The organism is Bradyrhizobium sp. UNPA324 (assembly GCF_006658635.1).
GTDB classification, from domain to species: Bacteria; Pseudomonadota; Alphaproteobacteria; order Rhizobiales; family Xanthobacteraceae; genus Bradyrhizobium; species Bradyrhizobium nanningense.
This window is the reverse complement of sequence record NZ_LFJD01000004.1, coordinates 5,230,155-5,251,019: the sequence shown is the minus strand read 5'-3', so window position 1 is coordinate 5,251,019 and position 20,865 is coordinate 5,230,155. Positions and strand designations below refer to the sequence as shown.

At 64.8% G+C, this 20,865-nt stretch carries 21 protein-coding genes; 4 read left to right on the top strand and 17 right to left on the bottom strand.

What is annotated here, in order from left to right; translation table 11 throughout:
• Positions 1 to 6 precede the first annotated feature (6 nt).
• Together UNPA324_RS25200 and UNPA324_RS25195 are read right to left on the bottom strand one after the other, a co-directional pair.
• Positions 7 to 1,551, bottom strand: coding sequence for an ABC transporter substrate-binding protein (locus UNPA324_RS25200; protein ID WP_128916890.1), 1,545 nt, complete (start codon positions 1,549 to 1,551; stop codon positions 7 to 9).
• Positions 1,552 to 1,682: 131 nt separating this feature from the next.
• Entirely contained in the window at positions 1,683 to 2,879 is a 1,197-nt protein-coding gene (locus UNPA324_RS25195; protein ID WP_128916889.1) for a CaiB/BaiF CoA transferase family protein, read from the bottom strand.
• Positions 2,880 to 3,061: 182 nt separating this feature from the next.
• On the opposite strand from UNPA324_RS25195, the gene glgA reads away from it, so the two are divergent.
• Positions 3,062 to 4,477, top strand: a complete 1,416-nt coding sequence (gene glgA / locus UNPA324_RS25190) for a glycogen synthase GlgA (protein ID WP_141936491.1) — start codon at positions 3,062 to 3,064, stop codon at positions 4,475 to 4,477.
• A gap of 276 nt (positions 4,478 to 4,753) precedes the next feature.
• Here glgA and UNPA324_RS25185 read toward each other — a convergent pair whose 3' ends face one another.
• From UNPA324_RS25185 to UNPA324_RS25175, 3 genes are all read right to left on the bottom strand, one after another.
• The gene (locus tag UNPA324_RS25185) at positions 4,754 to 5,710 is read right to left on the bottom strand and encodes an oxygenase MpaB family protein (protein WP_164935913.1); all 957 of its coding nucleotides are present in this window, start codon (positions 5,708 to 5,710) and stop codon (positions 4,754 to 4,756) included.
• Between the two features lie 90 nt (positions 5,711 to 5,800).
• Positions 5,801 to 6,949 (bottom strand): patatin-like phospholipase family protein, encoded by a 1,149-nt coding sequence (locus UNPA324_RS25180; protein WP_141936489.1) that lies wholly within the window; start codon positions 6,947 to 6,949, stop codon positions 5,801 to 5,803.
• An 82-nt stretch (positions 6,950 to 7,031) separates the two neighbouring features.
• Positions 7,032 to 7,856 (bottom strand): 3-hydroxybutyrate dehydrogenase, encoded by an 825-nt coding sequence (locus UNPA324_RS25175; RefSeq protein ID WP_128916885.1) that lies wholly within the window; start codon positions 7,854 to 7,856, stop codon positions 7,032 to 7,034.
• Positions 7,857 to 8,035: 179 nt separating this feature from the next.
• Between UNPA324_RS25175 and UNPA324_RS25170 the strand changes: the two genes are divergently transcribed.
• The gene (locus UNPA324_RS25170; RefSeq protein WP_164935912.1) at positions 8,036 to 8,923 is read left to right on the top strand and encodes a LysR family transcriptional regulator; all 888 of its coding nucleotides are present in this window, start codon (positions 8,036 to 8,038) and stop codon (positions 8,921 to 8,923) included.
• A gap of 209 nt (positions 8,924 to 9,132) precedes the next feature.
• Here the strand turns inward: UNPA324_RS25170 and UNPA324_RS25165 are convergent, their stop codons facing one another.
• From UNPA324_RS25165 to UNPA324_RS35315, 3 genes are all read right to left on the bottom strand, one after another.
• Positions 9,133 to 9,849 carry a peroxiredoxin-like family protein gene (locus UNPA324_RS25165; RefSeq protein ID WP_128916883.1) on the bottom strand — a complete coding sequence of 239 codons (717 nt, stop codon included), beginning with the start codon at positions 9,847 to 9,849 and terminating at the stop codon, positions 9,133 to 9,135.
• 81 nt (positions 9,850 to 9,930) lie between these two features.
• The gene (locus tag UNPA324_RS25160) at positions 9,931 to 10,215 is read right to left on the bottom strand and encodes a hypothetical protein (protein ID WP_128916882.1); all 285 of its coding nucleotides are present in this window, start codon (positions 10,213 to 10,215) and stop codon (positions 9,931 to 9,933) included.
• Positions 10,216 to 10,263: 48 nt separating this feature from the next.
• Positions 10,264 to 10,440, bottom strand: a complete 177-nt coding sequence (locus UNPA324_RS35315) for a hypothetical protein (RefSeq protein WP_181769508.1) — start codon at positions 10,438 to 10,440, stop codon at positions 10,264 to 10,266.
• A gap of 13 nt (positions 10,441 to 10,453) precedes the next feature.
• Here UNPA324_RS35315 and UNPA324_RS25155 point away from each other — a divergent pair, with 13 nt between their 5' ends.
• Positions 10,454 to 10,936 (top strand): cupin domain-containing protein, encoded by a 483-nt coding sequence (locus UNPA324_RS25155; RefSeq protein ID WP_128916881.1) that lies wholly within the window; start codon positions 10,454 to 10,456, stop codon positions 10,934 to 10,936.
• Between the two features lie 89 nt (positions 10,937 to 11,025).
• Complete coding sequence (locus UNPA324_RS25150; protein WP_141936487.1) at positions 11,026 to 12,228, top strand: MFS transporter; 1,203 nt, start codon at positions 11,026 to 11,028, stop codon at positions 12,226 to 12,228.
• On the opposite strand, the gene ccoS is transcribed toward UNPA324_RS25150, so the two are convergent.
• The 9 genes from ccoS to UNPA324_RS25105 form a co-directional block, all read right to left on the bottom strand.
• On the bottom strand, positions 12,225 to 12,392 hold the full coding sequence (ccoS, locus tag UNPA324_RS25145; RefSeq protein ID WP_008550618.1) for a cbb3-type cytochrome oxidase assembly protein CcoS: 168 nt from the start codon (positions 12,390 to 12,392) through the stop codon (positions 12,225 to 12,227). The two genes, UNPA324_RS25150 and ccoS, sit on opposite strands and share 4 nt — an antisense overlap.
• The gene (locus UNPA324_RS25140) at positions 12,392 to 14,581 is read right to left on the bottom strand and encodes a cation-translocating P-type ATPase (RefSeq protein WP_128916879.1); all 2,190 of its coding nucleotides are present in this window, start codon (positions 14,579 to 14,581) and stop codon (positions 12,392 to 12,394) included. Before UNPA324_RS25140 ends, ccoS begins: the two co-directional genes overlap by 1 nt.
• Positions 14,582 to 14,592: 11 nt before the next feature.
• Complete coding sequence (locus tag UNPA324_RS25135) at positions 14,593 to 15,078, bottom strand: FixH family protein (protein WP_128916878.1); 486 nt, start codon at positions 15,076 to 15,078, stop codon at positions 14,593 to 14,595.
• Positions 15,079 to 15,093: 15 nt separating this feature from the next.
• Positions 15,094 to 16,560, bottom strand: coding sequence for a cytochrome c oxidase accessory protein CcoG (ccoG, locus tag UNPA324_RS25130; protein ID WP_141936484.1), 1,467 nt, complete (start codon positions 16,558 to 16,560; stop codon positions 15,094 to 15,096).
• Positions 16,561 to 16,684: 124 nt separating this feature from the next.
• The gene (gene ccoP, locus UNPA324_RS25125; protein ID WP_128916876.1) at positions 16,685 to 17,560 is read right to left on the bottom strand and encodes a cytochrome-c oxidase, cbb3-type subunit III; all 876 of its coding nucleotides are present in this window, start codon (positions 17,558 to 17,560) and stop codon (positions 16,685 to 16,687) included.
• Positions 17,561 to 17,566: 6 nt separating this feature from the next.
• Entirely contained in the window at positions 17,567 to 17,731 is a 165-nt protein-coding gene (locus tag UNPA324_RS25120) for a CcoQ/FixQ family Cbb3-type cytochrome c oxidase assembly chaperone (protein WP_015687703.1), read from the bottom strand.
• 13 nt (positions 17,732 to 17,744) lie between these two features.
• Positions 17,745 to 18,479 carry a cytochrome-c oxidase, cbb3-type subunit II gene (gene ccoO, locus UNPA324_RS25115; RefSeq protein WP_128916875.1) on the bottom strand — a complete coding sequence of 245 codons (735 nt, stop codon included), beginning with the start codon at positions 18,477 to 18,479 and terminating at the stop codon, positions 17,745 to 17,747.
• A gap of 12 nt (positions 18,480 to 18,491) precedes the next feature.
• Complete coding sequence (gene ccoN, locus UNPA324_RS25110) at positions 18,492 to 20,141, bottom strand: cytochrome-c oxidase, cbb3-type subunit I (protein ID WP_128916874.1); 1,650 nt, start codon at positions 20,139 to 20,141, stop codon at positions 18,492 to 18,494.
• A gap of 294 nt (positions 20,142 to 20,435) precedes the next feature.
• The gene (locus UNPA324_RS25105; protein WP_128916873.1) at positions 20,436 to 20,861 is read right to left on the bottom strand and encodes a CBS domain-containing protein; all 426 of its coding nucleotides are present in this window, start codon (positions 20,859 to 20,861) and stop codon (positions 20,436 to 20,438) included.
• Positions 20,862 to 20,865 lie beyond the last annotated feature (4 nt).

The following is a 20,865-nucleotide window of genomic DNA, read 5'->3' as shown; positions in this document are numbered from 1 at the left end:
GCGCCATCATTCCAGCCAGGTCCTCGATACGTCGATCACGCCGTTGTACATCTTCGGGAAGCCCTTCAGCTTGGCGCTCGACAACGCGTAATAGGTATTCTGGAAGGTCCAGAACCAGATCGCCTCCTTGTTGATCAAGCGGCTGATGGCGCAGTAATCCTCGGTGCGCTGGCCGATATCGGCGGTGACGCGCGCGTGGTCCAGAAGCCTGTCAAGCTCGGGATTCGAGAAGCCGGCCAGCGCCAGCGGGCTGCCGCTGCGGAAATTCGCGTACATCTGCGGATCGGGATCGGCGAGATCGACGATGCGCCACGGCGTCATCTGGAACTGGCGGGTGAAGGCGCGCGACGGAATGGTGGCCTGATCGACCTGCTCGATCTCCATGTTCGCGCCGACACGCTTCCAGAATTGCTGGAGCACCTGGCCGACCATGCGGCCGCGCGGCGTCGCGGTGACCAGCATCTTGAACTCGACCGGCTTGCCGTACTCCTTGATCAGCGCCTTGGCCTTCTCGACGTCGAACGGCAGCGCGCCGTCGTCCTTGCATTTGACCCAGGAGCCGTCGCCGTAAGGATTGCTGGCGGGGCGGCTCAGGCCGTTGGTGATCGCCTGTGACATTTTCGGGCGATCGATCGCCATCACCAGCGCCTGACGCACGCGGACGTCGTCGAACGGCGCGACCTTGGTGTTGAAGGCGTAGACCTGCGCGCCCGAGCCCTTGTAGGTGTGCACGGTGAGCTTGGAGTCCTTCTGCGCCTTCATGATGTTGTCGGCGTCGTTCTCGTCGTCCCAGATGATGTCGGCCTCGCCCGATTGCAGCGAGGCAAAGCGCGACTGTGCATCAGGCAATGGCTTTAAGATGATGCGATCGAGATAGGGCCGGCCCTTGTCCCAGTAACTGGGATTCTTCTCCAGCACCATGCGGTCGCCGGCAGTCCATGATTTCAGGACGTAAGGACCAGTGCCCACGGGATTGCGATTGTAGTCGTCGCCCTTGGTCTTCCACGCCGTCGGCGAATGAATGGCGTTGTTCTGGCTCTGGATGGTGATCACCGCGGGCAGATTCACCGAGGGATCGGTGAGCTTGTAGACCAGGGTGTATTCGTCCGGCGCCAGCACCTCCTTGACGTTGGTGATATAGAAGGCGCAGCGGCACTTGTTGGCCGGATCCTTCTGGCGGTCGAAATTCTCCTTGAAGGCTTGCGCATTGAACGGCGTGCCGTCGTGGAATTTGACCCCCTCGCGCAGCTTGAAGGTCCAGCTCATGTAATCGTCGGAATGAGTCCAGGACACCGCGAGCTTTGGCGCGGCCTCTCCCTTCTCATCCAGCGTGGTGAGCGTGTCGAAGATGGCGGCGGCAGCGGTGAAGGTCGAGGTATCGTAGACGCCGACTTTCAGGGGATCGAAGCCTGCAATCTCCAGCTCCTGGCCGACGGTGATGCTGCCGCCGGACTTCTGCGCCTGCGCGGGCTCAGCCAGCGGAAGGACGGCAAATACCGCAGCAAGGAAAATCGGCGCGTGCTTGCGCGCCGCGGCAGCAATCTTCGTCATGGTTCCTCCCGGGATCCCTCGTCCGATGTTTCGGATCGCTGAATGACTGGAGGCGAGATTGGCGACAAAAGCACGCGACGGCAAGAGGAACGCGCGCCAGATCGCACGCCGCATGTGCAGCGCAAGGTTGCTCAGCGTGTCGCGGCTGTTTTGCCTGTCGGAATTGGCGCATCATCGGCAAGTCCGATCTCATCGCGCAGCGCATCGGTATGCTCGCCGAGCACGGCCATCGTCTTGCCGGGCGTGGTGTCGGCGCCCGACATCCGGAACGGCAGGTTGAGCACCCGGAAGGAGCCGCCCTCGTCCTGCACGGACGTGAGCGCCTGCCGGTGCGCGAGTTGCGGATCGGCCAGCGCCTCGGATACGGTGCGATAGGCCGAGGCCGGCACGCCGGCCGCGCCGAGCGCTGCGAGACAGGCATCGGTCGCGAGCTGCCGCGACCAGGCTTCGACGCCGTCCATCACCTCCGCCCAGTTCTCGCGGCGCGCGGCATAGGTCGCGAAGCGCGGATCGGTGATCCATTCGGGACGGCCGATCACGCCCATCAATCCCTGGAACGTCTTCTCGCTGGCGACCGTGATCATGACGTAGCCGCTTGCCGTCTCGGTCGGGCCGAACATCGGGCGCGGCGGCGGCTTCACGGCAAATTGTGCGCTTTGCAATTCCGTCAGCGTCAGTGACAGCATCGATTCCAGCATGGACACGTCGATATGCTGACCAAGGCCGGTCACGGTCCGCTGATAGAGCGCGGAAGCGATCGCGCCGAAGCCGTAAGTGCCGGTGACGACGTCGGCGTGATAGATACCGCAATAATCGGGACGGTTGCGGCCGGGCTGGTAAGCGAGATGCGCCATGTCGTAGCCGGAGGCCGCGTGGATCACCGGCGCATAGGCCGGCAGCTCGGCCGAAGGGCCGCTCTGGCCGTAGCCGGAGATCGAGCAATAGATCAGCCTCGGATTGACGGCGCGCAGCCTGTCGTAGTCGAGCCGCAGCCGGTGCATCACGCCGGGGCGAAAGTTCTCGACCAGGATGTCGGACGTCGCGGCCAGCCGGCGGACCGCCTCCTTGCCGTCCTCGGATTTGAGGTCGAGCACCACGCTCTTCTTGCCGACATTGAGCTGGCCGAACGTGGTGCTGCACCCCTTGCGCAGCGGCGGCCGGGTCCGCATCGTCTCGCCGCCGTCGGTCTCGATCTTGATGACCTCGGCGCCCATGTCGGCAAGCATCCGCGCGCAGTGAGGACCGGCGATGGTGGTCGAGAAGTCCAGGACCCGCAAACCCGCCATGACCTTTGTCAACGTCCCCTCATGCTTATCTGCTAACTGCATCCCCGAAGCCCCTTGGAACCTTCAATGTTCTCTCTTGTTGATGCGCCGACCCTAGAGGGCGGCGGCTGAGTAGGAAAGTCTTTACCGAACGGATGCGCCGCGTGGGCGGGCTTTAAGAATTCGTGGGCAACTGGACCCGTTCTTGCATAGCAGCAAACGGGATCGGAAGAGGGCAACTGTTCTTGAGGGTCTTGTTCGTCACGACAGAGATGGACGATTTCGTCCGCGTCGGCGGACTCGGCGCCGTGTCTGCGGCCCTGCCCCGCGCGCTTCGCTCCTTTGCCGATATCCGGGTCATGCTGCCCGGCTATCGCGACATCATCGAACAACTCACGCATATTCAGATCGTTGGCCGCTGCCCGGCGTTCGCGGAGATGCCGGCCTGCTCGCTCGGCCGCGCCGCGACCAAGGACGGCGTGCCGGTCTACGTGCTGCTCTGCTCACAACTCTACGACCGGCCCGGCAACCCCTATGGCGACGAGTCCGGGCGCGACTGGCCCGACAACGACATCCGCTTCGCGCGCTTTGCCTCGGCAGCCGCTGAGCTGGCCATGGGCAAGCTGGACAAGAATTGGGCAGCAGACCTGATCCATGCCAATGACTGGCAGGCCTCGCTGGTGCCGGCCTATCTCGCCTGGCAGGGCGCCAAGCTGCCGTCGATCCTGACCATTCACAACCTCGCCTATCAGGGCCTCTTCCCGAAGGAGGCGCTGCGGCGGATCGGCGCACCGGAGAGCTCCTTCCACATCGACGGCATCGAGTTCTACGACCAGCTCTCCTTCCTCAAGGCCGGCCTCGTCTACGCCTCCCACCTCACCACGGTCAGCGGCACCTACGCGCGCGAGATCACCACGCCCGAGTTCGGCTGCGGTCTGGAGGGTCTGCTCCGCCTGCGCTCGGACGCCGCCGAGCTCACCGGCATCTTGAACGGCATCGACGAGAGCTGGGACCCGCGCTCCTGCGCCCAGTTGGCCCAGCAGTTCGGCGCCGGCGACTGGGTCGGCAAGAGGGCCAATGCTGATTACGTCCGCAAGCAGATCGGGCTTGCCGTCTCGCGCGGACCGATGTTCGGCATCGTCGCGCGTCTCGTGCACCAGAAGGGTATCGACCTCGTGCTGTCGGCGGCCGACGAGATCGTCGATGCCGGCGGGCAGATCGTGGTCACCGGCTCCGGCGAGCCGGCGCTCGAGCAGGCCCTGATCGACGCGCATCGCCGCCGCCCCGACGCCATCGGCGTCGTGATCGGCTTCAACGACGCCCAGGCGCGCCGCATCTTTGCGGGCAGCGATTTCACCCTGATGCCGTCGCGCTTCGAGCCGTGCGGCCTCAGCCAGATGTACGCCCAGCGCTTCGGCTCGCTGCCGATCGGGCACCAGACCGGCGGCCTCGCCGAAACCATCACCGACGGCGAAACCGGATTCCTGTTCTCGAAACCCTCGCGCGATTCCTTCCTCGGCGGCGTCCGCCGGGCCTTCTCGGCGTTCAGGGCACAGGACCAGCTCGACACCATGCGCCGCAGCGCCATGGGACGGTCGTTCTCCTGGAGCATCTCGGCCGGCAGCTATAGCGCGCTGTATCGGAAGTTGGCGTCGGTGTGAGGCGCGACGGCGCTTCCACAAGCTCCGTCATTGCGAGCGCAGCGAAGCAATCCAGAATCCCCTCCGCGGTGACAGTCTGGATTGCTTCGTCGCAAGCGCTCCTCGCAATGACGGTGTGGAGAAACGAGCGCCTATCTATCGCCGTCACCCTGAGGTGGCCGCTTCTTCAGTGGCCCTCGAAGGGCGACGGCCCGGCTGCAGCGGCGGGCCGTGCATCCTTCGAGGCTCCCGGCGCGATGCTTCGCATCGCGCCACTCGCACCTCAGCATGATGGAACTAAGATCGCCTCTTGCCGCGCACATCCATCTGCGGCCGTCCGATCCAGGCGCGGTTGAGGCAGCGCGTCATCCAGTCGGGCTGCGGTTCGCCCCGCAGCCGCGCCTGCGCTTCCTGGTAGGGGCCGACATAGCGCAGCCGATCCGGCAGCTTCGGATAGAGCCGCTTGATCCAGCGCAGGGCATTGTCGGCGGATTGGATCTCCCGCGCGTCAAGCTCGAAACCAAAACCTGCACGCAAGCGCTCCGGCAACATCCGCGCCGTCAGCGCGCGATACCAGCGCGGCGGCCGCAGCCACGGTCGCGCACCGCTGAAGATCTGCGTCGCGATCTCGCGCGCCGCCGGGCTGACGGTCAGCGTCTCCGACTGCGCCATCGCCGCGGTGTAGGCCGTAAAGCCCGACCAATCCGCCGGCAGGTCGTCCGCCGTCAGCCCGAACAAGGCACCAAACAATCGGCTCTCGGCCCAATAGCGCTCGCGCTCCTCCGCAGAGAAAGGTGGCAGAACCAGCTCGTGCGCCATCAGCGCGGACTCCACCAGAGTCGCATGAACCCAGCGCAGCGACGGGATGTCGTTGGCACAATAGCGCGAACCTGCCGCAAAGAGGCCGACAGTCTCCGGCATTTTTCCGACGATCATGCTGTGACGCCGGTGCAGCTGGCGCGACGACAGCAATGCGCGGTCAAGCGAGCCGAACACCATGGCGAAGACGATGTCGAAGGTGCGATGGAAACGGCCAATCGGATCGGCAAGAGTTTTCGAGTGTTCGGCGATCGCGGCGGCGACCCAGGGATGCGCCAGTTGCAGCAACAACGCGCGACCGGCACCGAGAAAGACGACGGCCTCGCAGTCGATCCGCCAGGTCAACGTGTCAGGACCGAACACGCCTGCATCCGCTCCCGCGGCGCGAGCGCGGACGAGATCGAGCGCTGCCTCGAGATCCTTCTCATTAACCATGGCTGCCTCGCGACGACGATGCCGCGACAATAGCCCAGACTGCGCTCTCGCAACATCGTCACCGCAAGAAAACAAGCACCGACGAGGCCACTATTCCGCCGCCATCGGCAGCACGTCCATATGCTCGTGCAGCACCACGCCGGCGAGCGGATCGAATTCGCCGACCCACGGTCTTCGTTCGAGCACGGACCGCGTATGCGCATAGCCCGCGTCCCAGCGCCGCATGATGCCGGACGGGCTGAAGTCGATGTCCTTGGTGTGGGTCTCACGATCGAGCTGCGGCGCCAGCAACCGCACGACATGCATCCGGGTCGGACAGCCATAGCTGACCAATTCCCGCACCGCGGGGTCGCGGCGCTCGCTCTCGGAAAGACGCGCGGCGAGCTGGTTGATGACGTGGCGCAGGCGGTGGGCCTGCTGCTGGCGGGCGATCTGGCTTGCGATGCGGCTCGAATATTGCACGTCCTTGTGCCGGTTCAGCACCTCCGCCATCGTCGTCGGCTCGGCGCCAATCGGATTCCACAGATGCACGGCGAAGATCAGCGAGTCCTTTCGCGGATTGTCGTCGAAGACGGCTTCGGTCGGTGTGTTCGACAGGATGCCGCCATCCCAATAGAGTTCGCCGTCGATGCGCACCGCCGGGAACGCCGGCGGCAACGCGCCCGAGGCCATCACATGCTTCACGGTCAGCTCGCCGTCGCGGCTGTCGAAATAGCGCATCTGGCTGCTGCGGACATGTGCCGCGCCGACGGTCAGCCGCGGCGAGCAGCGGTTGACCAGGCCGAAATCGACCAGATCGAGCAGCGTCCTCTCCAGCGGCGCGGTCGAATAGAAGCCGGCGTGATCGGCGCCAAGCGGATAGGAATCACCAGCATGCGCCAGAGGATTGGGACGAAAGAAGCCGGGAATGCCGTTGGTGACGGTCGACCAATAGGCCAGCTTCTCGTTGAAGCCGGGAAACGCCGTGCGCAGATTCCAGACCGGATTCTGCTCCATCCGTTTCCAGAACTCCTTCAAATGCGCCAGCCGCTGGCCAGGCTCGTTGCCCGCGATCAGACTCGCATTGATGGCGCCGATCGAGGTGCCGATGATCCAGTCCGGCTCGATCCCGGCCTCGTGCAGCGCCTGATACACCCCGGCCTGGTAGGACCCGAGCGCACCGCCACCCTGGAGCACGAGCACGACCTGACCCGGCAGATCCGCGCCCTTGCTCTGCGTATTGTCCTGCATGCCGTTCATGTCTCGCTCCTGGTGAGCTTGCACCGATCGAATATTCGCGGCTCGCTGCGGCTTGTTACGCCGGCCCATGTCCCCGCCCATGTCAATGCGCGGTCCAGCCGCCGTCGACCGGAAGCGCGATGCCGGTGATCGAAGCCGCTGCATCCGTCGACAGGAACACCGTCAGCGCGCCCAGCTCCTCGACCGTGGCAAAGCGCTTGTTCGGCTGCTGCGCGAGCAGCACGTCGCGGATCACCTGATCGCGGGAAATGCCGTGCGCCTTGGCCTGCCCGTCGATCTGCGCTTCGACCAGCGGCGTATAGACGTAGCCCGGGCACACGGCGTTGCAGGTGATGCCGTCCTCCGCCGTCTCCAGCGCCGTGACCTTCGTCAGACCGACGATGCCGTGCTTGGCCGCGACATAGGCCGCCTTGAACGGCGAGCCGACCAGGCCGTGCGCCGAGGCGATGTTGATGATCCGGCCAAAACCGTTCTGGCGCATCGCCGGCAGCGCGAGTCGCGTCGTGTGAAAGGCCGAGGTCAGGTTGATCGCGAGGATCTGGTCCCATTTGTCGACCGGAAACTGCTCGAGCGGCGCCACATGCTGGATGCCGGCGTTGTTGACAAGGATGTCGAGCCCGCCGGACTGGGAGATGGTCGCCGCGATCATCTCGGCGATCGATTTCGGCCTGGTCATGTCGGCCGGCGAGTAGCTCGCCTTGACGCCGAACTCGGCGGCGATCTGCTCGCGCGTCCGGCCGATTTCGGCGGCGACGCCGAGGCCGTTCAGCACCACATCGGCGCCGGCCGCAGCCAAGGCACGTGCGATGCCGAGACCGATGCCGCTGGTCGAGCCCGTCACGAGCGCGACCTTGCCGGCCAGCGCGCGTGCAGGCTGAGATGTCTGCGGCTTCAGCGGTATGTTCATGGCATGGTCTCCGTTGGCGATGACTGGGTTTCCAGCCTTCGCAGAACCCTGGAGGAGCGCCGGCCCAAACGGAAATACCGGCTAGCTTCCGATTCCATACGTCCGCGCTATCGCAGGCGGGATGTCATTTCCCGCTCCGATCGGCTAGATTTGCGGCCGATCTTGCTGGGAGCCGATCCATGGAAATGCACCAGGTCCGCTATTTCCTCGCGGTGGCGCAGCTGCTGAACTTCACGCGTGCTGCTGAGGAATGCAACGTCACGCAGCCTTCGCTGACGCGCGCGATCAAGCAGCTCGAAGCCGAGCTCGGCGGCGACCTGTTTCGCCGCGAGCGGCCGGCGGCGCAATTGACCGAGCTCGGCCAGCGCATGCATCCGCTGTTGAAGCAATGCTATGACGCCGCCGCCGGCGCGCGCTCGCTCGCCTCCTCGTTCAGGAGCGGTGAAGTCGGCGCACTGCGCATAGCCTTGACGCATTCGATCGACCTCGCGCTGCTGATTCCCCATCTCAACGAGATCAGGCGGCAGTTCAACCGGCTCGAGCTGCGCTTCCTGCGCGGGACGAGCCGCGAGGTCGGTGAATTCCTGAAGAAGGGCGAGGCCGAGCTCGGCATCGCCGCCGAGATCGACGAGGCCTGGGACCGGCTCGATACCTGGCCGCTGTTCACCGAGAGCTTCGAGCTTGTAGTTGGCGACGGACATCGGCTGGCCGGCCGCAGCAGCATCGAACTGGAGGATCTGCGCTCGGAGCAATTGCTGAGCCGGACTTTCTGCGAGCATTCGCGCCGCATCTCTGCGAGCCTGCGCGAGCACGGCATTGACATCGAACATGGTCACGAGGTTTCGAGTGAGCGCGATCTGATCGAGCTCGTCGAGGCCGATATCGGCGTCGCCATGGTGCCGCACACCTCACCCGTGCCGGAGCGACTGACACGCGCCGCCGTCACCGGACTGGACGCCCGTCGCACCGTCAATCTTTACGGCGTGGCCGGCCGGCAGCGCACGGCCGTCGCTAATGCCGTCATGCGCATGCTGCGAGGTGCCGACTGGCGTGAGATCGCGGGCTAGCAACGGCGGGACTAGTCAATCGCACTTAGACCTTTGCCAGAGGTCGTCATGCCCGGGCTTGTCCCGGGCATCCACGTTCTTCGTGCTGCGCGGCGAGGCGTGGATGGCCGGGACAAGCCCGGCCATGACGATGTGGGGACGAACGTGCCAAGAAAGTGCACGGCCTATATGCGAGGGCAAGAGCGCTCCGCGCCATCAAAATTCCAGACCTAGTTCTCCCGGCTCGCGCTCTCCAGCGCCGCGAGCAGATCATCGATCTCCATGCGCTTGCGGAAATCGGGATCGACGAAGCGAGCTTTGACGATCCCGTCGCGGCCGACCACGAACACGGCCGGAATGGGCAACATCCAGCCGTCATTGCCGTGGAATTTCGCCATGTCCTGATACGACAACAGGTGTTGGATCTCGGTGCCGAGCCAGATCGCGAGATTGAGCGAGAGCGCATAGCCGTTGTCGAGATCGGTCAGGATCGGAAACGGCGCGCCGGATTCCGCCTTGAGCTGCCCAGTGTATTCCTGCGTCTCCGGCACGATTGCGACGACCTGCGCCCCCATGCCCTCGATGCGATCGAGCGCCTGGACCACGGCGCGGACGTTGAGCCGGCAATAGGGACACCAATGGCCGCGGAAGAACATCACGGCGAGCGGACCGCGCTCCAGCAGCGCTGGCAGCGTGACGAGACGCCCGCCCTCGTCCGGCAGCATGAACGGCGGCATCGCATCGCCCGGGCGCGGCGCGGTCTCGCCGCCGCCGTTTCCGCCCAATCTCGCGACCAGGCGATCGACGGCCTCGCCATAGGCCGGAAAGACCGCACGACTGGCATCGGCATAGGCGCGGAGCTGCTCGTTCAGCGTGGCGTCCATGTCGCGGCAGCGCTGGAAGGCAAGCCTGAGCTGTTCGGCATCGGCTGGCGAGAGAGATGTCATCTTCTGCTCCGGCATTCTGAGGCGAATATTTGTTTCCTGGTTCGGCCGCCCGCAAGGGGCGACCGCGATGCCAGGACCGGTTCAGTTCACATAAAAATTGCCGGTCGGATCGAGCCGCCCCGAGGTGGAGTACAGCGATCCGTTACTCATGAAGAAGACGGTGTTGTCTGGCACCTTCTTGGCGTTCTTCATCATCGCCTCGTGGTTCTTCTCGGCCGGCGCCATGGCCATCGCCGACATCTTGCCGGGCCCGCCATAGACATAGGCCATACCGGCCTTGAAGTCCCAGGTGGCCTCCGAGAACGCCGAGGTGGCGATGACCGCAAACGCGGCGGTGAAAATCAGGGTCTTGGACACTCTCGTCATGACATGCTCCTCCGGATTGACGTGAACGCCCGCCAATCGGGCGCCCCGTCATCGGACGCCGAATGCTGCGAAAGCGGAAATGCCGTTGCCCAATCGGATCGATAGCCGCCGCGCATCAACATAGCCCGGCGCTATCGCATCGAGAGCAAGCCGGCATTTCAGGATGGACCCGATCTCGATGAAGCTGCCCTCATAGCCGGCGACCAGCGGGGTTGCGGCCAACACAGGAGACCTTCCCATGTCCAGGAGCCATGCCTTGTCGCGTCTGATCTGGCCGGGCCTTGCCATCGCCGGCGCGCTTACGCTCTCAGCGCAGCCGGTCGTTGCCGGCGAATGTCCGGCCGGCAAGATCAAGCCGAACGCCCAGCAGATGGTCGACTACAAGCCCGTCGGCGTGACCGACGTCACGCTCGGTACGATCGACCTCGGCAAGCAGCCGGCCCATATCGAGGGCCGCGAGCTGCGCTTCCGCAAGCTGACCATCGAGCCCGGCGGCATCGTACCCTGGCACAGCCATGACGACCGTCCCGCATTGATCTTCGTGCAGCAGGGCGAGATCGTCGAATACGCCTCCAACTGCGTCGATCCGATCGTGCACAAGGCCGGTGACATCCGTCCCGAAGTCCACGGCACCTCGCATTGGTGGAAGAACCTCGGCAAGGAGACCGTCATTCTCTATGTCGGCGACGTCCGCAAGGATCCCAACGACCACCACATGTAACGGGTGCCCCCAGCCCCAGGGCACTCGTTACGAGAGGTGGCGCCCGGGGCTCCCCACCCCGGGCGCCACATTCCTACAGGACAATCGCCATGACCGATCTTTCCGCGTCGATCAAACCGGCCGCGATGACCATGGAAGCGCACTCGCCGGGCCTGGCTCTGCGCTCGCTCGTGATCGGCCTCACCGCATTCCTGACCGTCGTCGACCTCTTCGCAACGCAGGCGATCCTGCCTTCGCTGACGCAACATTACGGCGTCACGCCCGCAGCGATGGGCTTTGCCGTCAACGCCAGCACCTTCGGCATGGCCACGGCCAGCCTCGTCGTCGGCTTCTTTAGCCCGCATATCAACCGGCGGACCGGCATCCTACTCAGCCTGGCGCTGCTGGCGATCCCGACCAGCCTGCTGGCCTCGGCGCCGAACCTTGCCGTCTTCACCATTTTGCGGGTCGCACAGGGCCTTTGCATGGCGTCTGCCTTCGCGCTCACCCTCGCCCATCTCGGTGAGCAATGCAGCGCGATGGACGCCGGCGGCGCCTTTGCCGCTTACATCACTGGAAATGTCGCGAGCAATCTCGTCGGCCGGCTGATCTCGGCGGCGGTCGCCGACGGGCTCGGCCTCGCCTGGAATTTCTACCTGTTCGCAGCGCTCAATCTGGCCGGCGCGGTGCTGGTCTATTTCACGATTCGGCGCGTGCAGCCGATGCATGCGATGACGCCGACGGCTTCGCCGCTGGCTGCCACCCTCGCGCATTGGCGCGATCCGCGATTGCGAGCGGCGTTCGGCATCGGCTTCTGCATCCTGTTCGCCTTCATCGGCACCTTCACCTTCGTCAATTACGTGCTGGTGCGGCCGCCGCTGGCACTGGGCATGATGGATTTGGGCCTCGTCTACTTCGTCTTCCTGCCATCGGTCGTCACGACGCTTCTGGCCGGCAGGGTGGTATCAAAGCTCGGAACGCGTCCGACGATATGGAGCGCGCTCGCCATCGCCGGGCTGGGCCTGCCCTTGATGCTGATGTCGCATCTGAGCGAAGTCCTTGCGGGCATGGTTCTGGTCGGCGTCGGCACATTCTTTGCGCAGGCCGCCGCCACGGGCTTCGTCGGACAGGTGGCTACCGAGAACCGCGGCATCGCCAGCGGGACATATCTTGCGTGCTATTTTGGCGGCGGGCTGGTCGGTACGGCCGTGCTCGGGCGTCTGTTCGACGCTTTCGGATGGCATGCGTGTGTCGCCGGGGTCGGCATGGCGCTCGCCGCCGCGGCCCTGCTCGCCTTCGCCCTGAGGCGCTAGCGCTTGGCCGGGGCTTCCTGCGGCGGCTCGTCGTCGGCGATGGCGCGCCAGGCGGCACCGTCGAGATCGTCGTACTGGCCGCTCCTAAGCGACCACAGGAAGGCGACGAGGCCGGCACCGCCGAGCATCAGCGCCAGCGGGACCAGGATGACCAGGATCTCCATCACACGGTCTCCCGCGAGGCGCTGCGCGCGCGCAGCGAATTCAGCATCACCAGGATCGAGGATCCGCTCATGGCCGCCGCCGCGATCAGGGGCGTCACGACGCCGCTGATCGCAACCGGCACGGCGAGGACATTGTAGCCGATCGCGAGCCAGAGGTTCTGCCGCATCAGATGCAGCGCCTTGCGCGAGGCATCGATCGCGGCAACCACCGGCGCCAACGGCCGGCCGAGGAAGACGAGATCGGCGGTCGCCTGGCTCAGATGCGCGGCCGAGATCGGCGACATCGAGACATGGGCCGCCGCGAGCGAGGGCGCGTCGTTCATGCCGTCGCCGACCATCAGCACCTTGGCGCCGCGCTGCTTCAATTCCTCGATCCGCGCGATCTTGTCGGCCGGCGTGACGCCGGCGCGCCATTCCGGAATTTCGAGCGCATGGGCCGCCGCCTTCACCGCCGGCTCGCGGTCGCCGGAGAGAATCTCGATGCCGACGTTGCGCGCCTTCAGCGCTGCGATCACAGCCTGTGCGTCCGGACGCAAGCCCTGGCGGACCGAGAGCACGAATCTCTCGCTGCCCTTGCTGAAAGCGACGATGGAGGCTTCGGGATCGACCATGGCGCTGCCGACCAGTGCTTCCGCGCCGCAGAAAGAGGGACGACCAAGGCGAAGCTCGACACCGTCCACAATTGCGCGAACGCCCTGCCCGGCCTCCTCGACCGCACCGACAACAGGCGATTTGGCGCCCGCGGCCTGCGCGACGGCGGCGGCGACCGGATGATGGCTCGACAGCGCAAGCCGGCCGGCGAGCTCGAAGATGTCGGCGGGGATGTCGGCGGCATTCATCACTTCGAGATCGGGCAGCGTCAGCGTGCCGGTCTTGTCGAAGATGACGTGGTCGGCCTCCGCAAGCCGCTCGATCGCGTCGCCGGAATTCAGCAGCACGCCGGACTTGAACATCGCGCCGGAGGCGATGGTCTGCACGGTCGGAATCGCAAGCCCCAGCGCGCAGGGACAGGTGATGATCAGCACGGCGACGCCGGTCACGATCGCATCATGCCAGGACGCGCCGGCAATGACCCAGCCGAGGATGGTGATGAGCGCCGTCGCATGCACCACCGGCGCATAGAGCCGCGAGGCGCGGTCGGCGAGGCGCATGTAGCGCGAGCGCGCCTGCAGCGCATTGTCGAGCAGCCGCGTGATCTCGGCGAGCAGCGTCGCCTCGGACGCGGCCGAGACCCGCACCCGCAGCGTGCCGGAGATGTTCATCGATCCCGCATAGACCGGCGTGCCCTGCTCGGCCGTGACATAGAGCGTCTCGCCGGTGATCAGGCTCTGGTCGATCTCCGAACGTCCCTCGATCACGGTGCCGTCGACCGCGCAGCGCTCGCCGGGCCTGAGCAGCACGATGTCGCCGGGATGGATCGCGGCCACCGGCACCTGCGAGATTTCATCGGGTCCGACGAACTTGGCGGCCGTCTCCGCCTTCAGCGCGGCGAGATTGCCGGCGACCGCACGGGTCCGCCGCCGCATGTTCTGGTCGAGGAAGCGGCCGACCAAAAGGAAAGTCAGCAGCATGATCGCCGCGTCGAAATAGGCGTGCTCGGCGTGGTGGATGGTCTCGACCACGGACATGCCGAGCGCGAGGATCACGCCGATCGAGATCGGAACGTCCATATTGGTCGTCTTTGCCGACAGCGCGCGCCAGGCCGAGCGGAAGAACGGCTGGCCGGCATAAGCCGCCGCCGGCAGCGCGATTAGCGCCGAGAGCCAGTGGAAGAAGTCGCGCTGCTCGGGCAGCATGTCCGAGACGTTACCCGACCACACCGGGATCGACAGCATCATCACGTTCATGGTGGCGAAGGCGGCGACGCCGAGGCAGCGCAGCAGGAAGCGCGATTCGGCGACCTCCGCCACCTCCGCGCTCTCGGTCTCGAACGGATAGGCCTTGTAGCCGAGCTCCTCGAGCCGGTCGATGAAACGGCCAGGGTCGAGCGTGCCCGCCTTCCATTCCAGCGCGACGCGGCGGTCGGTGAGGTTGACGCGCGCCAGCGTGACGTCGGGGATGGCGGACAGGCCGCGTTCGATCTTCGCCATGCAGCCGGCGCAGTGAACGCCTTCGACCGCGAGGTCGATATGCTGAACGCCCTCGCCCGCATCGCGAACATAATGGGAGAAATCGCGCGTGACCTGCATGGCAAAATCCTTCAATTCAGGATCACGCGGTTGCGCGACATGAACACGCGCGTCCCCCGCGCCTCGCCCTCGATCACCAGGTCCCACTGGCCCGGCGCGACGGACGCGGCATCGCCGCGATAGAGGCCGATGCCGGCTTCGGTGAGCTCGACCGCGAGATCGGCCCGCTTGTCGGTCGGCCGCTCCAGGCGGCCGCCGAATTTCAGCCCCGAGATCGGCTGGCCGCCGGCATCGCGCGCTTCGACCTGGACCATTGCGCCGCCGTCGTTGCGGCGCTCGATATGGGCGTTGACCTTCCATTTGCGCGCGGCCTGGTCCTGCGCCGCCGAGATCTCGCGGTCGTAGGTCAGGCCGGCAGCATAGGGGCTGTCGACGTCAGTGCCGGGCAGCGTCGCGATCGCGAGCTTCATCATGGTGACGTTGACGCCGATCACGACGCCGAAGAAGGCGACCAGCATCAGGAAAACCTTGGTTCCGGTCAGCGGCTTGGATGACATGATGGTCTCCTGGACTTACGGCGCGACGAAATTGTCGGTGGCGCTCGCGGCGACGCCTAGTCCGATATCCATCACGTGGAAGCGGACCGGAATCGACTTCTCCGGATTGTTTTCAGCCGGCGCGGTGACGAGCAGCCGCAGCTCGCTGGTGGAGTCGCGCGGGATCACGATGATCGGCCGGTCCGGCGTCACCGAATCGGCGCCGACGACATGCATCGTGGGATTGACCGGCCCCTCCACGTCGATGGCGATGGCGCGGTCGTAGCCGCTCTTGTTCAGCAGCCGCACCGTGTAGGCGTTGCGGATCGAGCCGTCGCTGAGCTTGACCGCGACCGGATTGCGGTCATGCAGCACGTTGACGTCGAGCAGGCTGCGGGTCGCGAGCGTATAGACCATGAAGCCGCCGACCGCTGCGATGATCGCGCTGTAGACGATGGTGCGGGCCCGGACGATCCGGTAGATCGGCGCCTTGCCTTCCTGGCGGCGATGGATGTTGATGTCGTTGTCGTAGCCGATCAGCCGCTTCGGCCGGCCGATCTTGGCCATCACGTTGTCGCAGGCATCGATGCAGAGGCCGCACTGGATGCATTCCATCTGCGGTCCGTTGCGGATGTCGATGCCGGTCGGACAGACCGCGACGCATTGGTAGCAATCGACGCAATCGCCGACCTGCTGGCCGAGCGCGCGCAGCTCGGCGGCCTTCTTCACCGAGGTGCGCTTCTCGCCGCGGTCGTAGCGATAAGTGACATTGAGGGCCCATTCGTCGGTGAGCGCGGCCTGGATGCGCGGCCACGGGCACATATAGGTGCAGACCTGCTCGCGCATGTAGCCGGCGAGCAGATAGGTCGATGCCGTGAGGATGCCGATCCAGATATAGGCGATCATCGGCCCCTGGAAGGTGACGAGCTCCTTCACCAGGGTCGGCGCGTCGTTGAAGTAGAGCACCCAGGCGCCGCCGGTCCACCAGGCGATCATGAGCCAGATCGAATGCTTGAGCACGATCTCGGAGACGCGCTCGAGCTTCAGGGGATCGGACGATTTGGCCTTCTTCATCCGCTCGCGCCGGTCACCCTCGATCAGACGTTCGACCGCGTAGAACAAGTCGGTCCACACCGTCTGCGGACAGAGGTAGCCGCACCAGATGCGCCCGCCGACCGAGTTCATCAGGAACAGCGCCACCGCGGCCACGATCAGCAGGCCGGTAAAGTAGTAGACCTCCTGCGGCCACAGCTCGATGAAGAAGAAGTAGAAGCGGCTGTTGGGAAGGTCGATCAGCACCGCCTGGCTGGGGGCGCCGAGGCCGCGGTTCCAGCGCACGAACGGCAGGAAATAGTAGACGCCGAGGCAGATCGCCATCAGGCCCCATTTGATGCGGCGGAACGTGCCGGAGACGCTCTGGGGGTAGACCTTCTTGCGGGCCGCGTAGAGCGGCCCGTTGTCGTCCACAGGCTTGAGCTCGTTCGGATTGACGGTCTTGTTCATCGCTTTGGAACTTCTCAAAAGAGGTGCGATTAAACCTAGACCCGACACCGCCGCGTCAGTTGATCCAGCTCAAACGGGGGCACTTTTGTTCACCCCCGCCTGAACCGTTTGAGCCGCGGATCTGCTATTTTCCACCGCCGAGCGAGTGGACGTAGACCGCCATCGCCTTGATGGTGGCGGGATCTAGCCGCCCTTCCCAGGCCGGCATCACGCCGGCGCGGCCCTGGCTGATGGTCTCGATCAGGGTCGCCTCGTCGGAGCCGTAGAGCCAGATCTTGTCGGTCAGGTTCGGTGCGCCCATCTCCGGGTTGCCCTTGCCGCCGTCGCCGTGGCAGGCGACACAATTCTCCGCAAAGATCTTTTCGCCCTTGGCGGCGTCAAATCCGTTGCGGGTCGACAGGCCCGACAGCGACCGCACGTAATTGGCGACCGTGACGATCTCCTCCGGCTTCAGCACGCCATCCTTGCCGAAGGCGAGCATCTGGCCTTCATGCGTCTTGGCATGGCCGGAACGCGCGCCGAACTGGATGGTCTGCATGATCTGGTCGAGCGTGCCGCCCCACAGCCAGTCGTCGTCGTTCAGGTTCGGATAGCCCTTGGCGCCGGCGGCACCGGAGCCGTGGCAGGGCGCGCAATTGTCGCCGAACACGGTCTTGCCCTTGGCGCGGGCGAGCGCCAGCAAGGCCGGGTCCTTCTCGATGTCGGCGAGCGAGGCCGCGCCCAGCGCCGTCATCTTGCCACCGCGGATCTTCTCGAGATTGGCGAGCTCGACCGCCACGTCGGCCCGCGAGGAATAGCCGAACATGCCCGTGGTATTGCTTTGGATCAGCGGCCAGGCCGGATAGACGACCCAATACGCGATCGCCCAGACGATGGTCAGGTAAAAGGTGATCACCCACCAGCGCGGCAGCGGTGTGTTGAGCTCCTTGATGCCGTCCCACTCATGCCCGGTCGTGGACTTGCCGGAGACGGAATCGATGTCGCTATGATGATCGGTCATGGTTCTCTACTCCTCCCGCAACGGCAGGTGTGCTGCTTCGTCGAACGCAGCCTTGTTACGGGGCCAAAATGCGTAGGCGATGATCGCGAGAAAGATCGCGACGAACACCGGCGTCCAGATCGTGGTCACCAGACCGGACGCGAGATTGTCGAGTGTCAGGATGGCTTTCATCGTTGATGCCTTCTCAGCGAAGATTGGCTTTCTCGTTGTAGATCTTGAAGTCGACCAGCGTACCGAGCATCTGCAGGTACGCGATCAGCGCGTCCATCTCGGTCGGCGTGCCGGGCTTGCCGTCGAAATTACGCACCGCCGCCTTGGCGTAGCGCTTGGTGAAGGCGTCGCCGCCGGCACTGTCCGGATCGGCCTGGGCCTTCATGTCGGCGCCCGCGTTGGCGATCTGGTCGTCCGTGTAGGGCACACCGACGGTCCTCAGCGTGCGCATGTGGTCGGCGATCGCGTCGGGATCGACCTCGTTCTTGCCGAGGAACGGATAGCCCGGCATCACCGACTGCGGCACGATCGCACGCGGGTTGGTCAGATGGGTGACGTGCCAGTCGTCGGAATATTTGGCGCCGACGCGGGCAAGGTCAGGACCGGTGCGCTTGGAGCCCCACTGGAACGGGTGGTCGAACATGCTCTCGGCAGCGAGCGAGAAGTGGCCGTAGCGTTCGACCTCGTCGCGCAGCGGCCGGATCATCTGCGAATGGCAGAGATAGCAGCCCTCGCGGACATAGACGTTGCGCCCGGCGAGCTCCAGCGGCGTGTAGGGCCTGACCCCGTCGACCTTCTCGATCGTGCTCTTGAGGTAGAACAACGGGGTGATCTCGACGAGACCGCCGATCGCAACCACGAGGAGGATGCCGACGACCAGGATGATCGAGTTCTTTTCGAAGACTTGATGGCGTGTCCAGAACGACATTGCTTTAGCTCCTCATTCCGCCGGCTGAAGAGCGACGGGCATCTGGACTTCCTGTTCGCCGACGCGGACGGTCATCCAGAGATTGTAGGCCATGATCAGCGCGCCGATCAGGAACAGCCCACCGCCGGCGGCGCGGATGATGTAGAAGGGATGCATCGCCTCGACGGTCTCGATGAAGGAATATTCGAGGAAGCCGAGCGAGGTGTAGGCACGCCACATCAGGCCCTGCAGGATGCCGGACACCCACATCGCCGAGATGTAGAGGACGATGCCGAGGGTCGCGACCCAGAAGTGCCAGTTGACGAGCTTCAGGCTGTAGAGGCCCTTGCGATTCCACGCCCACGGCACCAGGCAGTACAGCGCGCCGAAGGAGACGAAGCCGACCCAGCCGAGCGCGCCGGAATGCACGTGGCCGATGGTCCAGTCGGTATAGTGGCTGAGCGAGTTGACCACCTTGATCGACATCATCGGGCCTTCGAAGGTCGACATGCCGTAGAAGGCGACGGAGACCACGAGCATGCGCAGCACGGGATCGGTGCGCAGCTTGTCCCAGGCCCCCGACAGCGTCATCAGGCCGTTGATCATGCCGCCCCAGGAAGGCATCCACAGCATGATCGAGAAGGTCATGCCGAGCGTCTGCGTCCAGTCAGGCAGCGCCGTGTAGTGCAGATGGTGGGGACCCGCCCAGATGTAGAGGAAGATCAGCGCCCAGAAATGGATGATCGACAGCCGGTAGGAATAGATCGGCCGCTCGGCGCGCTTGGGGATGAAGTAGTACATGATGGCGAGGAAGCCGGCGGTCAGGAAGAAGCCGACCGCGTTGTGGCCGTACCACCACTGGAACATGGCGTCCTGGATGCCGCCCCAGGCGATGTACGACTTCGAGCCGAACACCGAGACGGGAAGCGCCGGGTTGTTGCCGAGATGCAGGACCGCGATCGTCACGATGAAGGCGAGGTAGAACCAGTTCGCGACGAAGATGTGCGGCTCCTTGCGCTTGATGACGGTGGCAAGGAAGACGAGCAGATAAGCGACCCAGACGATGGTCAGCCACAAATCGGCATACCATTCCGGCTCGGCATATTCCTTTGACTGGGTGACGCCGAGCAGATAGCCGGTGCCGGCGATCAGGATGAAGAAATTGTAGCCCACCACGACGAACCACGGCGCGAGATCGCCGGCGAGGCGCGCACGGCAGGACTTCTGCACCACGTAGAAGGACGTCGCGATCAGCACGTTGCCGCCGAAGGCGAAGATCACGGCGGAGGTGTGCAGCGGCCGCAGGCGGCCGAAGCTGGTCCAGGGCAGATCGAAGTTCAGCGCGGGCCAGGCCAGCTGCGAGGCGATGATGAGGCCGACCAGGAAGCCGGCAATGCCCCAGAACATCGCCATGAAGGAGGAGAACTTGATCGGACCCATATTGTAGTTAGGGCGGCCGTTGATCTCCTGCGGTGGCAGCGCCGCCGGGCGATCGAGGTAGCGGTTGATGATGACAAACACCGCGGCCAGGCTCGCCGCCGCGCTGAGCGCGGCATGGAAGGCGAAGGGCGCATCGAGCGCCTTGGCCGAAGCGATCACGCAGAGGAAGGCGGTGACTGCGAACACGACAGCCAAGCCGCTTTCACCGATGGTCATGGATTTGGAAATGGAGGGCTGGCTCATGCGGATTCTCTCTGAAAGAACACAGCGCCAGAAACCACATCCACTCTCACCGGGAATTGATTGAAATCAAGAACAGCACTTAAGTTCTTCGGAGCCACCGAAGATCGTGGTGGTTCCCCTGCAGATACGCGCGTCGCAGCCGGTCGAAGCGCCCTCTCCCTCGTGAGAGCAGCCCGTGGGAACTCACTGCGTTGTGCGGCGAATGAGAGGAAGCGGGTCCAGCCTCGCGCGTGAACGGGTCCAGCCTCCGTAGAATCCCGGAGCCGAGAAGGAATCCCGATCGGGCGTATCCCGTCAGTCGCGCGCCGTCGCCTTGAGCGCCGCGATGACGTCCTGGCGGGCGATGATTCCGACCAGCTTCTGCGCGCTATCGAGCACGATGATGCTTCGGATCCGGTGTTCGACCATGATCTGGAGCACGCGCGTCAGCCGCGTGTCGGGGCTCACATAGATGAACTCGGGAGTCATGACGTCGCCGACCTTCCGGCTCATCAGGTCTTGATAGCGGGGCAGCATCTGGCTCGGCGTGAAGGCGAAGCACTTCAGGATGTCGAATTTGGTGACGATGCCGACCACCTGCCCGTCGTCCTCGACCGGATAGGAGTTGAAATCGTCGGTCTCGAACATCTCACTGAGCTCGAACAAGTCACGGTCGCGCTGCACCGACTTGACGTTGCGCGTCATGTAGCCGTCGACGGTCTGTTCAAGAAATCTGTACACGGCG